General features: G+C 41.7%; 14 protein-coding genes and 1 rRNA gene. 10 read left to right on the forward strand and 5 right to left on the reverse strand.

Going from position 1 to position 17,265, the window contains the following annotated elements:
- Window positions 1-50 precede the first annotated feature (50 nt).
- The 3 genes from E0D95_RS10935 to rrf all read left to right on the forward strand — a co-directional run bounded on the left by E0D95_RS10935 (window position 51) and on the right by rrf (window position 2,327).
- Window positions 51-1,121, forward strand: coding sequence for an alpha/beta hydrolase (locus E0D95_RS10935; protein WP_130803825.1), 1,071 nt, complete (start codon window positions 51-53; stop codon window positions 1,119-1,121).
- A 134-nt stretch (window positions 1,122-1,255) separates the two neighbouring features.
- Complete coding sequence (locus E0D95_RS10940) at window positions 1,256-1,822, forward strand: peptidylprolyl isomerase (protein ID WP_130803826.1); 567 nt, start codon at window positions 1,256-1,258, stop codon at window positions 1,820-1,822.
- Window positions 1,823-2,212: 390 nt separating this feature from the next.
- Window positions 2,213-2,327 (forward strand): 5S ribosomal RNA (rrf, locus tag E0D95_RS10945).
- Between the two features lie 93 nt (window positions 2,328-2,420).
- On the opposite strand, the gene E0D95_RS10950 is transcribed toward rrf, so the two are convergent.
- The 3 genes from E0D95_RS10950 to E0D95_RS10960 all read right to left on the reverse strand — a co-directional run bounded on the left by E0D95_RS10950 (window position 2,421) and on the right by E0D95_RS10960 (window position 5,083).
- Window positions 2,421-2,960, reverse strand: a complete 540-nt coding sequence (locus E0D95_RS10950; RefSeq protein ID WP_130803827.1) for a type 1 glutamine amidotransferase domain-containing protein — start codon at window positions 2,958-2,960, stop codon at window positions 2,421-2,423.
- Between the two features lie 198 nt (window positions 2,961-3,158).
- Window positions 3,159-4,262, reverse strand: coding sequence for a zinc-binding metallopeptidase family protein (locus E0D95_RS10955; RefSeq protein WP_130803828.1), 1,104 nt, complete (start codon window positions 4,260-4,262; stop codon window positions 3,159-3,161).
- A 65-nt stretch (window positions 4,263-4,327) separates the two neighbouring features.
- On the reverse strand, window positions 4,328-5,083 hold the full coding sequence (locus E0D95_RS10960) for a TIGR04219 family outer membrane beta-barrel protein (protein WP_130803829.1): 756 nt from the start codon (window positions 5,081-5,083) through the stop codon (window positions 4,328-4,330).
- A gap of 142 nt (window positions 5,084-5,225) precedes the next feature.
- Between E0D95_RS10960 and E0D95_RS10965 the strand changes: the two genes are divergently transcribed.
- The 4 genes from E0D95_RS10965 (at window position 5,226) to zupT (ending at window position 9,695) form a co-directional block, all read left to right on the forward strand.
- The gene (locus E0D95_RS10965; protein WP_130803830.1) at window positions 5,226-6,674 is read left to right on the forward strand and encodes an aldehyde dehydrogenase family protein; all 1,449 of its coding nucleotides are present in this window, start codon (window positions 5,226-5,228) and stop codon (window positions 6,672-6,674) included.
- A 500-nt stretch (window positions 6,675-7,174) separates the two neighbouring features.
- Window positions 7,175-8,653: a sodium-dependent transporter gene (locus E0D95_RS10970; RefSeq protein WP_130803831.1), complete on the forward strand. Its 1,479-nt coding sequence runs from the start codon at window positions 7,175-7,177 to the stop codon at window positions 8,651-8,653.
- Between the two features lie 10 nt (window positions 8,654-8,663).
- On the forward strand, window positions 8,664-8,807 hold the full coding sequence (locus E0D95_RS10975) for a methionine/alanine import family NSS transporter small subunit (RefSeq protein WP_067725673.1): 144 nt from the start codon (window positions 8,664-8,666) through the stop codon (window positions 8,805-8,807).
- Between the two features lie 81 nt (window positions 8,808-8,888).
- Window positions 8,889-9,695 carry a zinc transporter ZupT gene (zupT, locus tag E0D95_RS10980; RefSeq protein ID WP_130804895.1) on the forward strand — a complete coding sequence of 269 codons (807 nt, stop codon included), beginning with the start codon at window positions 8,889-8,891 and terminating at the stop codon, window positions 9,693-9,695.
- 30 nt (window positions 9,696-9,725) lie between these two features.
- Here the strand turns inward: zupT and rsmB are convergent, their stop codons facing one another.
- Together rsmB and fmt are read right to left on the reverse strand one after the other, a co-directional pair.
- Window positions 9,726-11,030 carry a 16S rRNA (cytosine(967)-C(5))-methyltransferase RsmB gene (gene rsmB / locus E0D95_RS10985; RefSeq protein ID WP_130803832.1) on the reverse strand — a complete coding sequence of 435 codons (1,305 nt, stop codon included), beginning with the start codon at window positions 11,028-11,030 and terminating at the stop codon, window positions 9,726-9,728.
- Entirely contained in the window at window positions 11,027-11,986 is a 960-nt protein-coding gene (gene fmt, locus E0D95_RS10990; RefSeq protein WP_130803833.1) for a methionyl-tRNA formyltransferase, read from the reverse strand. The genes rsmB and fmt overlap by 4 nt, the downstream gene beginning before the upstream one ends.
- A 394-nt stretch (window positions 11,987-12,380) precedes the next feature.
- Here fmt and ilvD point away from each other — a divergent pair, with 394 nt between their 5' ends.
- The 3 genes from ilvD (at window position 12,381) to E0D95_RS11005 (ending at window position 17,226) form a co-directional block, all read left to right on the forward strand.
- Window positions 12,381-14,210 carry a dihydroxy-acid dehydratase gene (gene ilvD / locus E0D95_RS10995; protein WP_130803834.1) on the forward strand — a complete coding sequence of 610 codons (1,830 nt, stop codon included), beginning with the start codon at window positions 12,381-12,383 and terminating at the stop codon, window positions 14,208-14,210.
- 145 nt (window positions 14,211-14,355) lie between these two features.
- Window positions 14,356-15,645 (forward strand): hypothetical protein, encoded by a 1,290-nt coding sequence (locus E0D95_RS11000; protein WP_130803835.1) that lies wholly within the window; start codon window positions 14,356-14,358, stop codon window positions 15,643-15,645.
- 264 nt (window positions 15,646-15,909) lie between these two features.
- Window positions 15,910-17,226: an NAD(P)/FAD-dependent oxidoreductase gene (locus E0D95_RS11005; protein ID WP_130803836.1), complete on the forward strand. Its 1,317-nt coding sequence runs from the start codon at window positions 15,910-15,912 to the stop codon at window positions 17,224-17,226.
- Window positions 17,227-17,265: the final 39 nt, after the last annotated feature.

Consider the following 17,265-nt stretch of genomic DNA (forward strand, 5'->3'; position numbering starts at 1 on the left):
TCAATATGTAGAAAAAATGAATAAACAGGCATGTTAGGGAGAAGTATTTAGTGAATTTATCGCAGCAAAAGCTTCAGGCATTATTAGAAAAAGGGCAGGGACCAGCAGCACGTGCCTTGGATAAACTTCCTGCTTTTGTGCAGGAGTCACTGGTTAAACTGCTCGCCTATCCTTATCAATATCCCCAATTAGACAGTTTTACTAAATGCCTCATGGCCTTACAGCTCAAACAGGGGCAGAGTGGTTTTATTGGAGAAAATATCGATCTCTCGCGTCAAAACTTTGAACAGCAAATGCAATCTATTCGACGCAAAGCAACGCCAATCGAATGTGTTGAAGATATCCGCTTGCCTCTACAAAGTGGCACCATCTTTGCCAGACACTATCATCCACATCCCAACAAAAAATTGCCCATGATTGTATTCTATCATGGTGGCGGATTTGTGGTGGGGAATGTCGAAACTCATGACGAAGCATGTCGTCTCATTGCCAAATCAGCCAACGCACAGGTATTAAGCATTGAATATCCCTTGGCACCCGAATTTTCACCCAAACATCTCATCCAATCCTGTGAAGATGCCTTAGCATGGGTTTATCAAAATCGTCGTTATTTTAAAATTTTGAAAAACCGTATTGCTGTGGCAGGTGATAGTGCAGGTGGCAATATCAGTACCGTGGTTGCACAACGTACCGTCGGTAAATCCTATGCACCTCAAGCCCAGTTCCTGATCTATCCAACGGTTGATTTTAAAAGTCGCCATCCATCTTTCTATGCCTATAAAGATGGTTTGGTGTTAACAGGTCGAGATGTAGACTATGTGACAGACTACTATGTCACCCAGCATAATCTTGAATTGACTGATCCGCTCGTTTCACCCACTTACGGTCAACTGAAAAAATTGGCTCCTGCCTATGTGGTCACTGCTGGTCATGATTTACTGCATGATGAAGGTGAGATCTATAGTCACAAATTGCGCCAAAATGGGGTCAAAGTTCAATATGATGAATATTTAGATCAAGCCCATGGTTTTATTAATCTTACGCCTATTTCCAGTAAAGCCAAAGCCAACTTAATTCAAATGAGTAAAGCTTTCCGCAAGTTTTGGGACAAAAATAGCTAAGTCAGTCTGATCAATAGCGGCATTCATGTTTCACGTGGAACATGAATGCTCGTATACAAAAATAGATCAGCCGATCAAAATATAAAATTAATAGATTATGTTAAGGTGCAAAAGAATCAATAAAAGGAATCACCATGTTCAAGAAAGTCGCGTTGTTGGCAACAGGATGTTTAATGAGTCTGCAAGTTTTTGCTAATACCTTAATAGAAATGAAAACATCAATGGGTAATATCGAAATTGAACTCTTTAATGAGCAAGCTCCTATTTCCAGTAAAAATTTTGAAAACTATGTAAAAAGTAACTTCTATACAGGCACGATTTTTCATCGCGTGATTCCTGGATTTATGATTCAGGGCGGTGGCATGGATATAAACTTAAAAGAAAAAGCAACGCGCCCTGCTATTAAAAATGAAGCAAATAATGGTCTTAAAAACACACGCGGTACTTTAGCAATGGCACGGACCAGTAATCCAAACTCTGCCACCAGCCAATTCTTTATTAATGTGGCGGATAATAACTTCCTGAATGCTTCTCCAGCAGATGTAGGTTATGCCGTGTTTGGTAAAGTAACGAAAGGCATGGATGTGGTTGATAAAATCGTTAAAGTTCCAACAACGACCATTGGTTCTTATCAAAACGTCCCGAAACAACCCATCAAAATACTCAGTGTACAGATTAAGCCACAAAAAATTGCCAAATAACAAACAATAAAGCAGAAATATGAAACTAATATTTCTGCTTTATAATGAATTGGTTACAGTATTTTTACATACAATATGAACTTAATTGGTGCGCAAAAATAGAACACACGATAAAACAATGAGTTAAAAGCGCTTGCTTGTGTAAAAAATTGCCCTATAATGCACTCATCCCGACGCGACACACGATGAAGATCTTGGTTTAGGGCTAAGATTTGAGGGTATAGTATTGCGTTGAATTACTACTGACGAGGTAGTAATAAGATCATTAAGAATTGAAGAAGAACAACTTGTGTGGATTTTTACTGATTGATTGATCGATAAATTATCATTGATGAATTGGTTTAAATTACTCGAAGTTTATTTGAGCGAAATTTAAGTCAGGAAAAGTTTGCTGGCGACAATAGCAAGAGTGAACCACCTGATCCCTTCCCGAACTCAGAAGTGAAACCTCTTCGCGCTGATGGTAGTGTGGCATTGGCCATGTGAGAGTAAGTCATCGCCAGCTTTTAAATTTAAATCCCCCCTAACTTAACGGTTAGGGGGGATTTTTTTTGGGTATTTTAAAAATTGGATAAGATAAAGTATCCTCTCTTTTTTTCTAATCCAGTTCTTTTAATATCGCCTGATTAAAGTCAGGAATATCATCTGGATTACGAGAGGTAATCAATACCCAACCCCCTGTGTTGCATCGATGGACGGCTTCATCTACCCAATGCGCACCTGCATTTTCCAGATCTAGGCGTATGCTTTTATAAGAGGTCAGATTTTTATCTTTAATGCGTTCTGCATCAATTAAGGTCCAAGGTGCGTGACAGATTGCAGCAATCGGTTTAGCGTGATCGGTAAAATGCTGAATGATAGTTTGTGCATCTGTATTAATCCTTAAGGTATCGGCATTGACGGTTCCCCCTGGAATGACCAAGATGTCATAATCCTCTGGATTGACTTTGTCTAAAGTGCTTTGTGGAGCATATGTTGGTCCTAATTCTGTGTCACCTTTGACGGTTTGTACATCTTGCTGTTGCTCTGCTGCATGAATGGTTTCAATGCCTTTTGATTGTAAAAACTCTAAGGGTTTAATGAGTTCGTCGTGTTCTATACCGACGTTAGAGCTAATAAAAAGTGCTTTTTTTGCCATGAGCTTTATCCTGATTGTTATCGTACTTATTCAGAATAGTGGATTATGCAAACTGGGCTGTTGCAGTTTGATGGATAATCTGTGTCATGTAGATATACAGTGTAGAGATTAGTTATATTCAGGTATATGAATGTGTCTGATCTTCAATGGCTGAAGAGAGTTTAAAGGTAACTCAAAGTTCTTAAGCCATATACTGGTTTATGTTGACTCAGACTCATCGGAATGGCGTGTTTCAGGTTTCAATGCAGTTTTCATAAGGGTACGATGAATAAATCTAAGCTTATCCAGCACTCCATTTGACAGTGTAAAGGGATAGGCGTCTTGTAATCCCATACTGCGGTTTAAGCCATTTAATGCATAACTTAAGGCAAACCAGTTGGTCAGTGTATGCTCAAAATCAAGTGAGCCAATCGGTGACTCTTTAAAATGCATGTCTGGATCGATACGATGATTTGCTTCAATGCACATGCCTGTATGGTAGGCTGTATCCAGTGTGTCCATCATATGTAAATAATGTGCCCACGTCTCAGCCCAATCTTCCCAAGGATGCGCACAGGCATAGCGGCTGATGTAATGATCTTGCCAATTTAGAGCTGGTCCATGTTGGTAATATTCTTCTAAAGCATGTCCATAGTCTTGACGTTCATCTCCGAAATAGAAACGAAATTCTTTTAACCATTCTGGATATAAATGCGCCAAAATATCGAAATAATAATGCCCGCTTTCATGTCTAAAATGACCTAGAACCGTTCGATAATTTTCTTGCATATCCAGGCGGGTTTTTTCGCGATGCACGACATCGGCTTCGCTGGCATTTAATGTAATGGTACCCAATTGATGACCTGTCATGACAGGATCATTGGGCTGTGGCATTAAAAAATTAAAGCGTAAGCCATAACGATCATCATCATTTTTTTTGGGTCGTGGAAAAATATTCAGCTGCTGGGTCAGATATAAAAAACGGCGTTTTGCTTGTTCCAAGCGTTGCCAATAGAGAATATTTTGCGGTTCAGACAGGTCTGGAATAGTGTGAGTAAGACGACAGGATTCACAATAGATATGCTCATCGTCAAATGGAATCATCCAGTTACAGACTTGATTTTGACTATAGTTATAGCAGGGTTTGAACAGTGCATTTTGATCTTTGGGATTAAGACTTCTCCATTTGAGTGGCTCGATTGCTTCAAATGTGCCCATGGTTTTTTTCGTGACTTGATAGCCCAGAAGGGTATTGCAATTTTCACAGTAGGTATTATTAAAAAACACCTGATGATGGCAGTTATGACAATAAAAAACTTTCATGGGCAGTGGTCAGTCTGATAGTGAAAAGCCCTTATATTTTAAGAGCGTTTGCTGTAAAGAAAAGTTTAAAAATGTGCTTGTAGACCGATATAGGGTCCTTTAAATTCCATTTTTAACTGATCTTCATGCTCTTGTATATCAATATTTAATACTCGATAACCAATTTTTGCGCCAACATCAATCAAAAGGTTTTCAATCATGTTGTATTGTAATTCTGCTTGAAAATCAGTAATTTTAGCGTCATCGTAATCGCTATACAGCATTTCAGCTCGAGCACTCAATCCTGTAAATGGGAGTTTTGCGCCGACTTGCGCATAAGCCAGTGGGTTGTAGCCGTCAATTTTAATCGTTGTGTAAAAATTGTCATCGTACTGTTTAACTTGTCCATCCAGTTTGAGTACACCTAAACCCACATCCGCAGTCACAATATTATCTAAAATTTCGTAATACAAAATGAGATCAGTCTGATCCAGATCGATGTTGGACTGATTGAGCAGGTAGTTATTGTTATTTGCATCAACATCCAGCTGGGTGTATTTCAATTTCACATTGGGAATTAAGGGTACAGGATGCTCAATCGCAAGTGAGGCCTGAAAAGCACCATCACGATCGATGTTATATTTATTGGATGTACCAGCATAGGGGTCAAGTATCCATTGATCACTATTTGAATCATAAGATAAGTTTCCAGATCGATGGTTTGTTAGATCGCCATCCACGCTCCAGTAAGCGATATCCCCAGTCACGCCGATAAAATCAGCTTGAGCAAAACTACTTAATCCTAAACTCATGATACAGAGGGTACTTTGCAGTATTTTCATTATCAAAATCGTTCCTTGAGCGGTTAAAAAATTGATGAGATTGCGTTTGTTACGCAATCACAGCCGATAAATCGGCATAATCAGCGCATGATATAAGAATAAGCATTGAAATACAGCGACTCCGTTTAAAAAGGGAAGAATTATGTCGACAAAAAATCAAATACCTGATGAATATCCACTTTATGTTGCGGGTAAAGCAGCTAAAACTGATCAATGGCTAGAAGTTCATCATAAGTTTCATGGTGAGTTATATGCGAAAGTGGCTTTAGCTGATGCGAAAACCATTGAAAAAGCAACTGCTGCTGCGGTTAAGGCTGAAGCTGAAATGGCCGCATTAAAACCATATCAAAAACAACAAATATTATTGCATTGTGTGAAACGTTTTAAGGAAGAAAAAAATCTATTGACTGAAATTTTGATTGCTGAGGGGGGTAAACCAAGAACTGCGGCGGCGGCAGAAGTCGAACGTTTAATTAACACCTTTCAGTTGGCAGCAGATGCAACTACGCAAATGGAACAGGGTCGCCTACTGCCTTTGGCCGTTACGCCTGCTGCTGCGGCTTATCAGGGGATGGTCAGACATGTGCCGATTGGTGCGATTTCGCTGATCAGCCCATTTAATTTTCCACTGAATTTAACTGCGCATAAAATTGCCCCTGCGATTGCCGCAGGTTGTCCGTTTGTGTTAAAGCCCGCCAGTTTAACACCCATTAGTGCGATCAAAATTGCAGAAATTTTGGCTGAAACGGATTTGCCCAAAGGGGCATGGTCGATTTTACCATGTGATCGCACAGCGGCTGATAGTTTGGTCACCGATGATCGCTTTAAAATGCTCAGTTTTACAGGATCGGATCAGGTCGGTTGGGACATGAAAGCGCGTGCAGGTCGCAAAAAAGTCACGCTGGAACTCGGTGGTAATGCAGCAGTTTTAATTGAACCAGATACGGAACTGAGTGATGCCTTAATTGACCGTTTAATTGCAGGTGCGTATGGCCAGTCGGGGCAGGTGTGTATTAGTGTGCAGCGCATTTTGGCACATGCTGATATTTATGCGGAATTGAGGAAAAAACTAGTCGCTAAAGTGAAAAAGCTAAAAGCCAGTGATCCTGATTTGGAGACGACGATTGTTGGACCGATGATTAAGGAAAAAGAAGCGGTAAGATTAAAAAAATGGCTCGATAAAGCTGAGAAAAAAGGCGCCAAAATTTTGACTGGTGGAACACTCGAAGGGGTATTGTTTGAGGCAACTCTACTTGAAAATGTCGATGAAAAACTGGAAATTTATAAAGACGAAGCGTTTGGACCGATTGCCATCTTAGAGAAATATAAAAGTTTTGAGCAGGGAATTGCCAAAATTAATAGCAGTCGATTTGGTTTACAGGCCGGCGTCTATACCCAGAACCTGAATAAAATGATGTATGCATGGCAACAGTTGCAGGTGGGAGGCGTGATTATTAACGACATTCCAACTTTCCGTGTCGATAACATGCCCTATGGCGGCGTGAAAGATTCGGGATTAGGGCGTGAAGGTGTTCACTCCGCCATTCGTGATATGCAGGAAGAGAGACTCTTGGTCATTAAGCAGAACTAATCAGCCTATTGTTGGTGCGGCTCCAGTGTTTATGGCTATAAATGCTGGAGTTTGGTTGAACATACTAAAATAAAATCCATTGTTTCACGTGGAACGTAGTCCAGAGAATATAAAAGCAAATAGTCAGGGTGTGACTTTTCTGGTATTAAACCCGTCGACCATAAGCTGTTAATGCAGAATAGAGCTAATAAAACTTAAATTAAGATTTAAAAATGCTGTTTAATTAGGCAGATGTACTCAAAATTGAAGGGATATTATGCTTATTTCCAAGAAATTTTGAGAAAATTACAAAAAAAGCAGGTATTGTTCAATCATTAAAACGATAAAAAACTGCACCCTCTTTAAGGCAGAAGGCACAATTTTTTATCGCTCTGGATGAAAAACTGTACTCAAAAGGTTCATTTCACTCCAGAACAAACAGAATTTTGGACATGGTACTGTTCTTGCAATATTTCTTATAAATCTTGAATGCAAGAATCGCGCGAAGGAATCATCTATTTATGACAGATACTCGTGAAAACTGGTCATCACGATCAGGTTTTATTATCGCTGCGGTAGGTTCAGCAGTCGGTTTAGGTAACATTTGGCGTTTTCCTTATGTTGCCTATGAAAATGGGGGTGGGGCATTTTTAATTCCCTATCTTTTGGCATTAATTACAGCAGGTTTACCGCTGTTATTTTTAGACTATGCCGTTGGTCATAAGGCCAGAAACTCTCCTCCCAAAGCGTATCGAACATTGTTTCGTGGCGGTGAAACGCTGGGTTGGTGGCAGGTCTGTGTCTGTATCATCATCGGTTTATATTACGCCAGTGTGCTGACATGGGCAGGCAGTTATGTGTACTTTTCAGTTGGCCAGATGTGGGGAAATGATCCTGAAGGATTTTTCTTTAAGACCTATTTGCAAACCAGTGAAGCGACAAGCTTCGATTTACGCTTTGTCGGACATTTATTCTGGCCGATTTTAGGCATTTGGGCACTCACCTTAATTATTTTATATGGCGGCGTCAAAAAAGGCGTAGAACTGTCCAATAAAATTTTCATGCCTTTGCTTTTTGTTTTATTTACCATTCTGGTGATTCAAGCGCTACGTTTACCGGGTGCAGTACAAGGTTTAAACGCATTCTTTACACCGAACTGGGCAGCCATGATGGACTACAAAGTCTGGCTTGCAGCTTATGGACATACCTTTTTCTCTTTGTCTGTGGGCTTCGGGATTATGGTGACCTATGCGTCCTACCTAAAACCGAAAACCAATTTGACAGGTTCTGGGTTGATTGTGGGTTTTGCCAATGCTTCAACAGAAATTTTGGCCGGTATTGGAATTTTTGCCGCATTGGGTTTTATGGCTCATGCCGCACAAACAAATGTTCAGGACGTTGTGAGTGGAGGCATTGGTCTGGCGTTTATCGCATTCCCTAAAATTATTTCCAGTTTAGGTGCTGGGGCTGATTTATTCGGAATTCTGTTCTTTGCCTCATTATTTGTTGCGGGTATTTCTTCAATGGTGAGTATTTTAGAAGTTCCGATTGCGGCCATGCAGGATAAACTGAAATGGGGACGTCGCAAGGCGGTCACCATTGTAGGCGGCGGAAGTGCTGTTGTTTCCATCATACTCTTTTCCAGTGTCAACGCGATTAAACTGGTCGATATTGTTGACCACTTTATCAATAACATTGGTATTATTGGCGGAGCACTGCTGTCTATTATTGCCGTAGCATGGTTTAAACGTTCTGCACTGATACAATTGCGTGATCATGTTAATGCCATTTCAACTGTTCAATTGGGCAAAGGCTGGGATTTTACCCTGACGGTGATTACTTCTCTGATTTTATTGGTCACTCTGACCATGACCGTTTTTAGTTTGATCACCAAAGGTTATGGAGATTATAGTGCGAGCATGCAATGGTTGTTTGGCTGGGGCTGTGTCGCCTTCTGTGCGGTGGTTGCGGTGGTTTTATCTAAGATGAAAGATCGCTAGGAGAGTTTAAATGAATACTTCTGCTATTGTGATGATGATCATTTCCATGGTTTTTCTGTGGGGAGGATTGGCATTATCCATCCTACATTTAATGAAAAATCCAGAAGAACTAGATGAAGTGTTGGAAGAAGTTAAGGATCAACACACACTTTAAAATTAAAACGTATATATAAATTGAAAATGAAAGTCATTATCGTTTACGATAATGGCTTTCTATTTTTGAGGTGCAATCATGATGTCGTCCTTACTGAGTCCAGATGTTTTGATTGCGTTCTTAACCACTTTTCTGGCGGGATTGGCGACTTTGCTGGGCGGCGCAATCGTCGTATTTTTTAAGCAACCCAGTTTTCGATTATTGTCTTTTGGTCTGGCATTTTCTGCGGGGGCTATGGTCTATATTTCCCTGACTGAAATTTTAAACAAATCAATTCATGCATTTTCTGAAATTTTTGTTGCAAAAGTTGGTTTTGCTTGGGGAACCTGTGCATTTTTATTGGGTGTGATATTGATTTTATTGCTGGATCGTTTTGTGCCCAATCCACATGCTATGGTAGAAAAAAGGGCGACTTTAGAAATGAATCAAGCTCAAATACGTCGTACTGCATTATTGACCTTATTTGCCATCACAGCACATAACTTTCCTGAAGGTTTAGCGACTTTTTTTGCAACATTGGACAGTCCTACTCTGGGTGCACCTTTGGCCGTTGCTATCGCCATTCATAATATCCCTGAAGGTATTGCGATTGCAGTTCCTGTTTATATGGCAACTGGCAAGAAATCCTATGCCATTTACGCCAGCCTAATTTCAGGTTTGGCAGAACCTTTTGGTGCTGCTCTTGGATATTTTATTTTGGCTCCGTTTATGGGACCTATGGTGTACGGTATTGTATTTGGCATCATTGCAGGAGTGATGGTGTATCTGGCACTAGATGAGTTATTACCTACTGCAAAACGCTATAGTCAGGGGCATGAAACCGTGTATGGGCTGGTTTCAGGTATGGCTGCCTTAGCGATCAGTCTGGTCATTTTCCAGTTTGTCTAGTTTGAGTGATAAGCTTTAAAAAAAGTCGCACTAGGCGACTTTCTCAATACGACAATAATAAAATCCATCGCCCTGTCCTGACTCAGGTAGAAGCTGGCGTCCATAGCATTGTGCCATTCCCCAGTCGGCTTCGATTTTTATTTCTTTCGCATCTGGATGCTGTGCAAAAAACTCTATCATTTGCTGTTCATTTTCGGCTTTTAAAATTGAACAGGTGATATACAGTAATGTTCCACCTATTTTCAATTGTTGCCATAAATTGTGCAAAATCTGCTTTTGTAATTCAACCGTCTGGGCAATATCAGTGGATTGGCGTAATAAACGAATATCTGGATGACGACGGATGACACCAATCGCAGAGCAGGGTGCATCCAGAATAATACAATCCAATGCCTGATTTGCTTGCCATGTCGTGGCATCCGCAGTAACGATCTCAATATGGCTTTGATCAAGTTGTAAGCGTTTTAAATTTTCACTGACGCGAACTAAACGCTTTGCATCATGATCAAGCGCAATTAATGATTGTGGTTTAAACTTTTCTAGCAAATGTGCAGTTTTTCCGCCCGGTGCAGCGCAAGCATCTAGCACGATTTTTTCATCAAGATGAGCTAACAACGTGGCGCAAAGTTGAGCATGTTCATCCTGTACGGAAAACCAGCCTTGAGTAAAACCAGGCAAGGCAGAAATTTGAACGGATTGCTCAATCACAATAGCGACTTCGGAGCGTGTACAGGCTTTAGCCTGAATATCTTGTGCTTGTAAGGCTTGTAAATAATCATCCCGACCAATTTGTCGCTGGTTAATACGCAGGGTAAGCGGAGCACTGAGTTTTAACTGCTGACATAGCGTATTGATTTGCTCAGGCCAATCCTTTTTTAAACGTTTGTACAGCCAGCTTGGCAGCCCATGGGCTTGCTGAAGTTGACGCTGGAAATCTTCTGTTTCGCGGGTAGCACGTCGTAAAATCGCATTGACGATGCCACTGAGGGCATGAAATCCAAGTTGTTTACTGGCAGTGACAGTTTCAGAAATAGCCGCGTGCGCTGGAATACGAGTACACAGCACCTGATACAGCCCTAAGTACAAACAGCTTTCTACGGTTTCGTTATTGAGAGGTTTGGTTAATAAAGGCAACGTAATTGCTTTGAGCGCATACCACTGGCGCAGCGTGCCCAAGACCAGCTCATGAAACAAGGCACGGTCACGTTCAGGAATTTCATTGAGTTGTTGATGTAATAAACTCGCGAGAGATTGACCTTGTTGAACCTGCAATAAAGTCACAACCACTTGAGCGCGTAAATTGAGTTCGGTACTCGGACGAGGAAACTGTTTCATGGCAAGATTTGCCCCACGCTCAATTTTTGTGTTTGTAAAATTTGTACAGGATTTAAGGCTTTACCGCCTGGCCATTGCATAGCATTTAAACAAACCACTCCTGCGGCGCAGGCGACATGTACGCCATGCTTGTCAATGGCTATAATCTCGCCAGCTTGAGCATGATCAGCATCTAAGGAAGAAATGTTGGAATTCCAGACACGTAAATTGTGGCTCTCATCAAGCGCAATAAATGCCACAGGCCACGGATTAAAGGCACGAATGTTACGGTCAATTTGAATCGCATCTTGAGTCCAGTCGATGCGTGCTTCCATTTTATTGAGTTTTTGCGCATAGACGGTCAGACTTTCATCCTGTTGCTGACGAGTGTGTAAATAGCTTTGTAAACTCTGCTCTGACTCTAATACTTTGCAAATCGCCTCTGCACCTTGAACAGCCAGTTGTTCGTACAAACGAGCAGAGGTATCCGTCGCCTGAATATCGTAAAAGGTTTTATACAGCATGTCCCCTGTATCTAAGCCTGCTGCCATTTGCATAATGGTGACACCCGTTTGTTGATCCCCCGCAGCAATTGCACGTTGAATCGGGGCAGCACCACGCCAGCGTGGTAATAGTGAACCATGAATATTGAGACAACCATACTTGGGCGTATCTAACACGGCTTGTGGCAAAATCAAGCCATACGCTGCCACTACCATGACATCTGCCTCCAGTTCAGCCAATTGCTGTTGCGCAGCCAGTCCTTCTTCGGTAGACGCTTTAAAATGTAGCGGTTGATAGACAGGCAAATCCTGTTCAAGTGCCAATTGTTTGACTGGAGAGGGTGTGAGTTTTTGACCACGACCTGCTTTGCGATCTGGCTGGGTATAAACGGCAACAATCTCATGTTCTGTTTTGAGTAAAGCAGCCAAAGCCGTTGAGGCAAATTCAGGTGTTCCCGCAAAAATAACTTTCACACATTCACTTCCATAAAAACTTGTGAAACATTATAAGCCAAAACCGTATTTAAGCCTAAGCAGCAGAATTATTCTTTTGAATACAAACCATTAACATGTAACATTAAGTTTGAAACAGATCTAAATAAGCTAATTTATAAATATAAGTAATGCAAAATTAAAAAATTATTCATGAAAGTTTTGTATTTCATTTTAAATAGAACGGTTTATATTGGATAGCCAGTTTCTCTGGATCTCATCATCATTCGATGTGCACGCATTTAAACATGAAAGTCGTTTTTGCTCATCGTTTCAACAGCAAGCTGTAGTATGATGATATCTGTCAGTTGAAATCGCCTAATTTCGCCAGAGACCTATTTAGATTGGTCTCAAGCACAACTTGTTGGAAACGCAAATGCCTGATTATCGTTCAAAAACATCGACTCACGGAAGAAATATGGCTGGTGCGCGTGGCTTATGGCGCGCAACAGGAATGAAAGATGAAGACTTTGGTAAACCGATTATTGCGGTGGTCAACTCATTTACCCAGTTTGTTCCGGGGCATGTGCATCTTAAAGACTTGGGTCAACTGGTGGCTGAACAAATTCAGGCAGCCGGTGGGGTCGCCAAAGAATTTAATACCATTGCCGTCGATGATGGGATTGCGATGGGACATGATGGCATGTTGTATTCATTGCCTTCGCGTGACTTGATTGCAGATTCAGTGGAATACATGGTCAATGCGCATTGTGCTGATGCCATGGTCTGTATTTCAAACTGTGACAAAATCACGCCGGGGATGTTAATGGCATCCATGCGTTTGAACATTCCAGTGGTGTTTGTCTCTGGCGGTCCGATGGAAGCGGGTAAAGTTAAATTTCGTGGCAATGAAAAAGCCATTGATCTAGTCGATGCGATGGTGGTTGCCGCAGATGACAGCTATACCGATGAAGAAGTTGAAGCTTTTGAGCGCTCAGCATGCCCAACCTGTGGTTCATGTTCAGGCATGTTTACTGCAAACTCCATGAACTGTTTAACAGAAGCCTTAGGATTGTCTTTACCGGGGAATGGTTCAATTGTAGCGACGCATGCCAACCGTAAAAAACTATTTGAACGTGCAGGGCAACTGATTGTTGAATTGGCAAAACGTCATTATGAGCAAGATGATTACAGTATTTTGCCACGTTCAATCGCGACCAAAAAAGCCTTTGAAAATGCCATGACTTTAGATATCGCCATGGGCGGTTCGACCAATACCGTTTTGCATCTGTTGGCAGCAGCGCACGAAGCTGAAGTGGATTTCACCATGGATGATATCGACACCTTGTCACGTAAAGTGCCTGTGTTGTCTAAAGTTGCGCCAGCTAAACAGGATGTACATATGGAAGATGTGCACCGAGCAGGCGGAATTATGGCCATTTTAGGTGAGCTGGATCGTGCAGGATTATTAGAGACTTCTGTTTCGACAGTACATGAAAAAACCTTAAAAGATGCCTTGGACAAATGGGATATTATCCGTACCGAAGATGCCGATGTTTATGAATTTTACCGTTCATCCCCAGGTGGCGTACCGACACAGGTTGCATTCTCACAAAATCGTTATTATTCAACGCTGGATGGCGATCGTGAAAAAGGGGTGATTCGTAACGCGGAACATGCCTTCTCTCAAGACGGCGGTTTAGCGGTTCTTTATGGCAACATCGCAGTCGATGGCTGTATTGTAAAAACCGCAGGGGTGGATGAATCTATTCTTAAATTTACTGGAACGGCTCGTGTTTTTGAAAGTCAGGATGCCGCAGTTGATGCAATTTTGGGCGGCGATATCAAAGCGGGCGATGTTGTGGTGATTCGTTACGAAGGTCCGCGTGGTGGACCGGGAATGCAGGAAATGCTGTATCCAACCAGTTACCTTAAATCCAAAGGTTTAGGCAAAGATTGTGCCTTAATTACCGATGGTCGTTTCTCAGGTGGATCGTCAGGTCTTTCTATTGGGCATGTCTCGCCAGAAGCCGCAGAAGGTGGCGCAATTGGTCTGGTTCATGATGGCGATAAAATCGAAATTGATATTCCAAACCGTACTATTCACCTAGATGTGGATGATGCAACACTGGCACATCGTCGTACTGCACAGGAAGAAAAAGGCTGGCATCCAGCCGAAGCACGTAAACGCAAAGTATCCAAAGCATTAAAAGCTTATGCAATGCATACCACCAGTGCAGCGCGAGGCGCGGTACGTGAGATTTAATTGCCAGATTTGAGGCTATAAAACACTCACTTTTGTGGGTGTTTTTTTATGGAAAACGGTCATTTCAATGTTAAAGTATAATGCATTATGCTTTTCTATCTTGTTTAACCCATTGTCCGATAAAAATTTATTAGAGGCTTGATTCATGTCACTGTTACGCCGTTGGTTTGATCCTATCCGATCGAGTTGGTTTTACCAAAAGCCTTCACGTCAGGCGGTGTTATCTACAGAGCAAGGCTTGAGCATTCATTTACGACTGGACGATGTCTATAGCTATCTTGCGGTACAGCAACTGACCCAACTCGATGAAATTTTAACGGATGAGCTAAAACCGCTGAAAGTGATTATTTCACATCAGGGAGCAGAGCCTCCCAATGGCATGACCGCACTGGAATGGCAAAATTATTGTTTTAACGATGCTAAAATCTTGGCTAAACAACACCGTTTTAGTTTTGATGATACGCCCGAGCCCCCGACAGATGAGGCCTTAAAACAGGCAGAAATTATTCTGAGAAATACGCCCTTACAAGGCAAAAATTTTCTGTACTTGCTGGAAGATGTGTTTCACATGTTGTGGCAACAGCAATATGGCAAATTGCGTACCCTATATACCATGGCGAGCCAGCAGCAAAGCCCTCAGGATTTTCCAGAGCGGATATTTAATGATGTTGCTGTTCCTGCCAGTTTCTTTGAGTTTGGCGGACGGAAGTATCATGCAGTGGATGATTTGCTACGTCTGACCCGTCGATTAAAACAACAAAAACTGCTGACCGACAATCCCATTTTTCTGATTAATCACATTGAATGGCGTGAACATCTCATGAGTGATGCAGAAGAACTGGTGGAAATTCAGGCGATGCATCCTGAACTGGATTTGTTTATTGCGCTTGAAGATCCGATCAGTTGGCTATTATTGGCCTATATTCGCGAAGAACTCGCCAACTATTATAATATTCAATTGAATGTCTATCCGTTAAGTTATCACGGACGTGATTTATTTGACTGGAGTTTGGCAACACGCTTATCCAAACGTACCGATGTGGCATTTACGCCATTTTGTCGTCCAACACAGCAAGCAACTCTGGACATGGCACGATTGTACTATAGCGCAGAAGAAGACCAACGTGTCGATGCCATCTACGATATTTTAAAAGCGGTATGGACGCAGGGCAAGGATTTATCCTTCAAACCCCATTTTCAGGCATTGCAGCGACAGCTCGGCATCACCTCGATCTATGCAGATGATATCAGTGATTTATTAGCGGAAAATGACCGTCTATGTCAAAGCAAACATCAGCCAGACTTTCCTGTACTCGAATTACGACTAGATGGTCAAAGCTATGTGTTTAATAGTTTATATCGGGTCTGGATGATCGAAAGTATTTTCAGTAATGTGCTTGAACAAAAATATAAAACCGAAAACATAGAAGGTTAATCATTTAAACGGTTCTTTTTTCTATCACTCTAGTTGTTCGAGTGTTCTTTCCAATTGCAAAACGTCATTTAGCGTGAGCATGTTTTGATGTGCTTACGCTGTATTTGTGTGTCTTTTTTGCGGATTGTTAAACAAAAAATACTGAAAAGTTGGGAAAAGGTATGTTTTTTATGCTACATATTTGTGTAAATAATAGGTGGCATTTTTCTTATAAATACAAATTGAAATGGTTGGTATTTATAAGAAAATTGGAGCAACTTGAGCATGAAAACATTACCCCAGCAGTCAAAAAAGCACCGTATTGTGATTGTCGGCGGCGGAGCAGGTGGACTTGAACTGGCAACACGTCTGGGCAATACCCTGGGCAAACGTCAACAGGCCGAAATTATTTTGGTGGATACTGCCTTAACCCATATCTGGAAACCGCTACTGCATGAAGTGGCGGCTGGAACTTTAAACTCTTATGAGGATGAGCTGAATTATTTTGCGCATGCCAATCAGCATCATTTCGAGTTTTTTCTTGGACGGCTACAGGATATTGATCGTGCAGCGAAGGAAATTGTCCTTGATGTTCTGCGTGACGAAGAAGGTAAGGAAATTGCACCTGAACGCCGTATCGGCTATGACACGCTGGTCATGGCGATTGGCTCGACCTCTAATGATTTTGGAACAGCTGGAGCAAAAGAACACTGTATTTTTCTGGATTCACGTCCTCAAGCCGATCGGTTCCAGCGTGAATTTCTAAGCATGTATCTGGAAGCACAAGCCAATTCTTTAATGCACAAACACCAAAATCAGTTAAATATTGCGATTATTGGGGCGGGTGCAACAGGTGTTGAATTGGCAGCAGAATTACACCATGCGGCAAATGAATTTTCTAAATATGGCTTAAATAGTATTGATCCCCAAGATGTCCATATTAGTTTAATTGAAGCAGCGCCTCGGATTCTTCCTGCCTTGAATGAACGTGTCTCGCAACGTGCACAAAAAGAACTAGAAGACATTGGCGTCAAAGTACTGACCCACTGTCGTGTTCATCGTATTGATGCCAATACCGTGTTTTGTGAGGGTGATTTAAATATTGCCGCAACTTTAAAAGTCTGGTCGGCAGGTATTAAGGCCCCTGATTTTCTCAATCATATTGCAGGGCTTGAAACCAATCGAATCAATCAGTTAGTGGTTGGCCCCACCTTACAAACCTCATTGGATGAAGATATTTTTGCGATGGGGGATTGCGCGTGTTATATCCCACAAGGGCAAGAGCGACCGGTTCCGCCACGCGCTCAGGTGGCGAACCAAGAGGCTATTTTTCTCGCAAAGGCATTGCGCAATCGTATTCAGGGGAAAGCATTGGGTAGCTTTGTCTTTAAAGATAAAGGCTCACTGGTGTCTTTAAGTCAACATAGCAGTGTTGGCAGTATATTTAATAACATTAATGTAGAAGGCTTTATGGCGCGATTGATGTATGTATCGCTATATCGTTTTCATCAGGTGGCATTACATGGGGTATTCAGAACGGGTCTGATGATGATGAAAGATATGCTATCCAAGGGTGCTTCTCCTAAGTTGAAAATGCATTAAGCGGATTTACTGCTGACACAGTTCTATATGGTCGTCTGT

Source organism: Acinetobacter ihumii (assembly GCF_900625095.1).
Lineage (GTDB): Bacteria > Pseudomonadota > Gammaproteobacteria > Pseudomonadales > Moraxellaceae > Acinetobacter > Acinetobacter ihumii.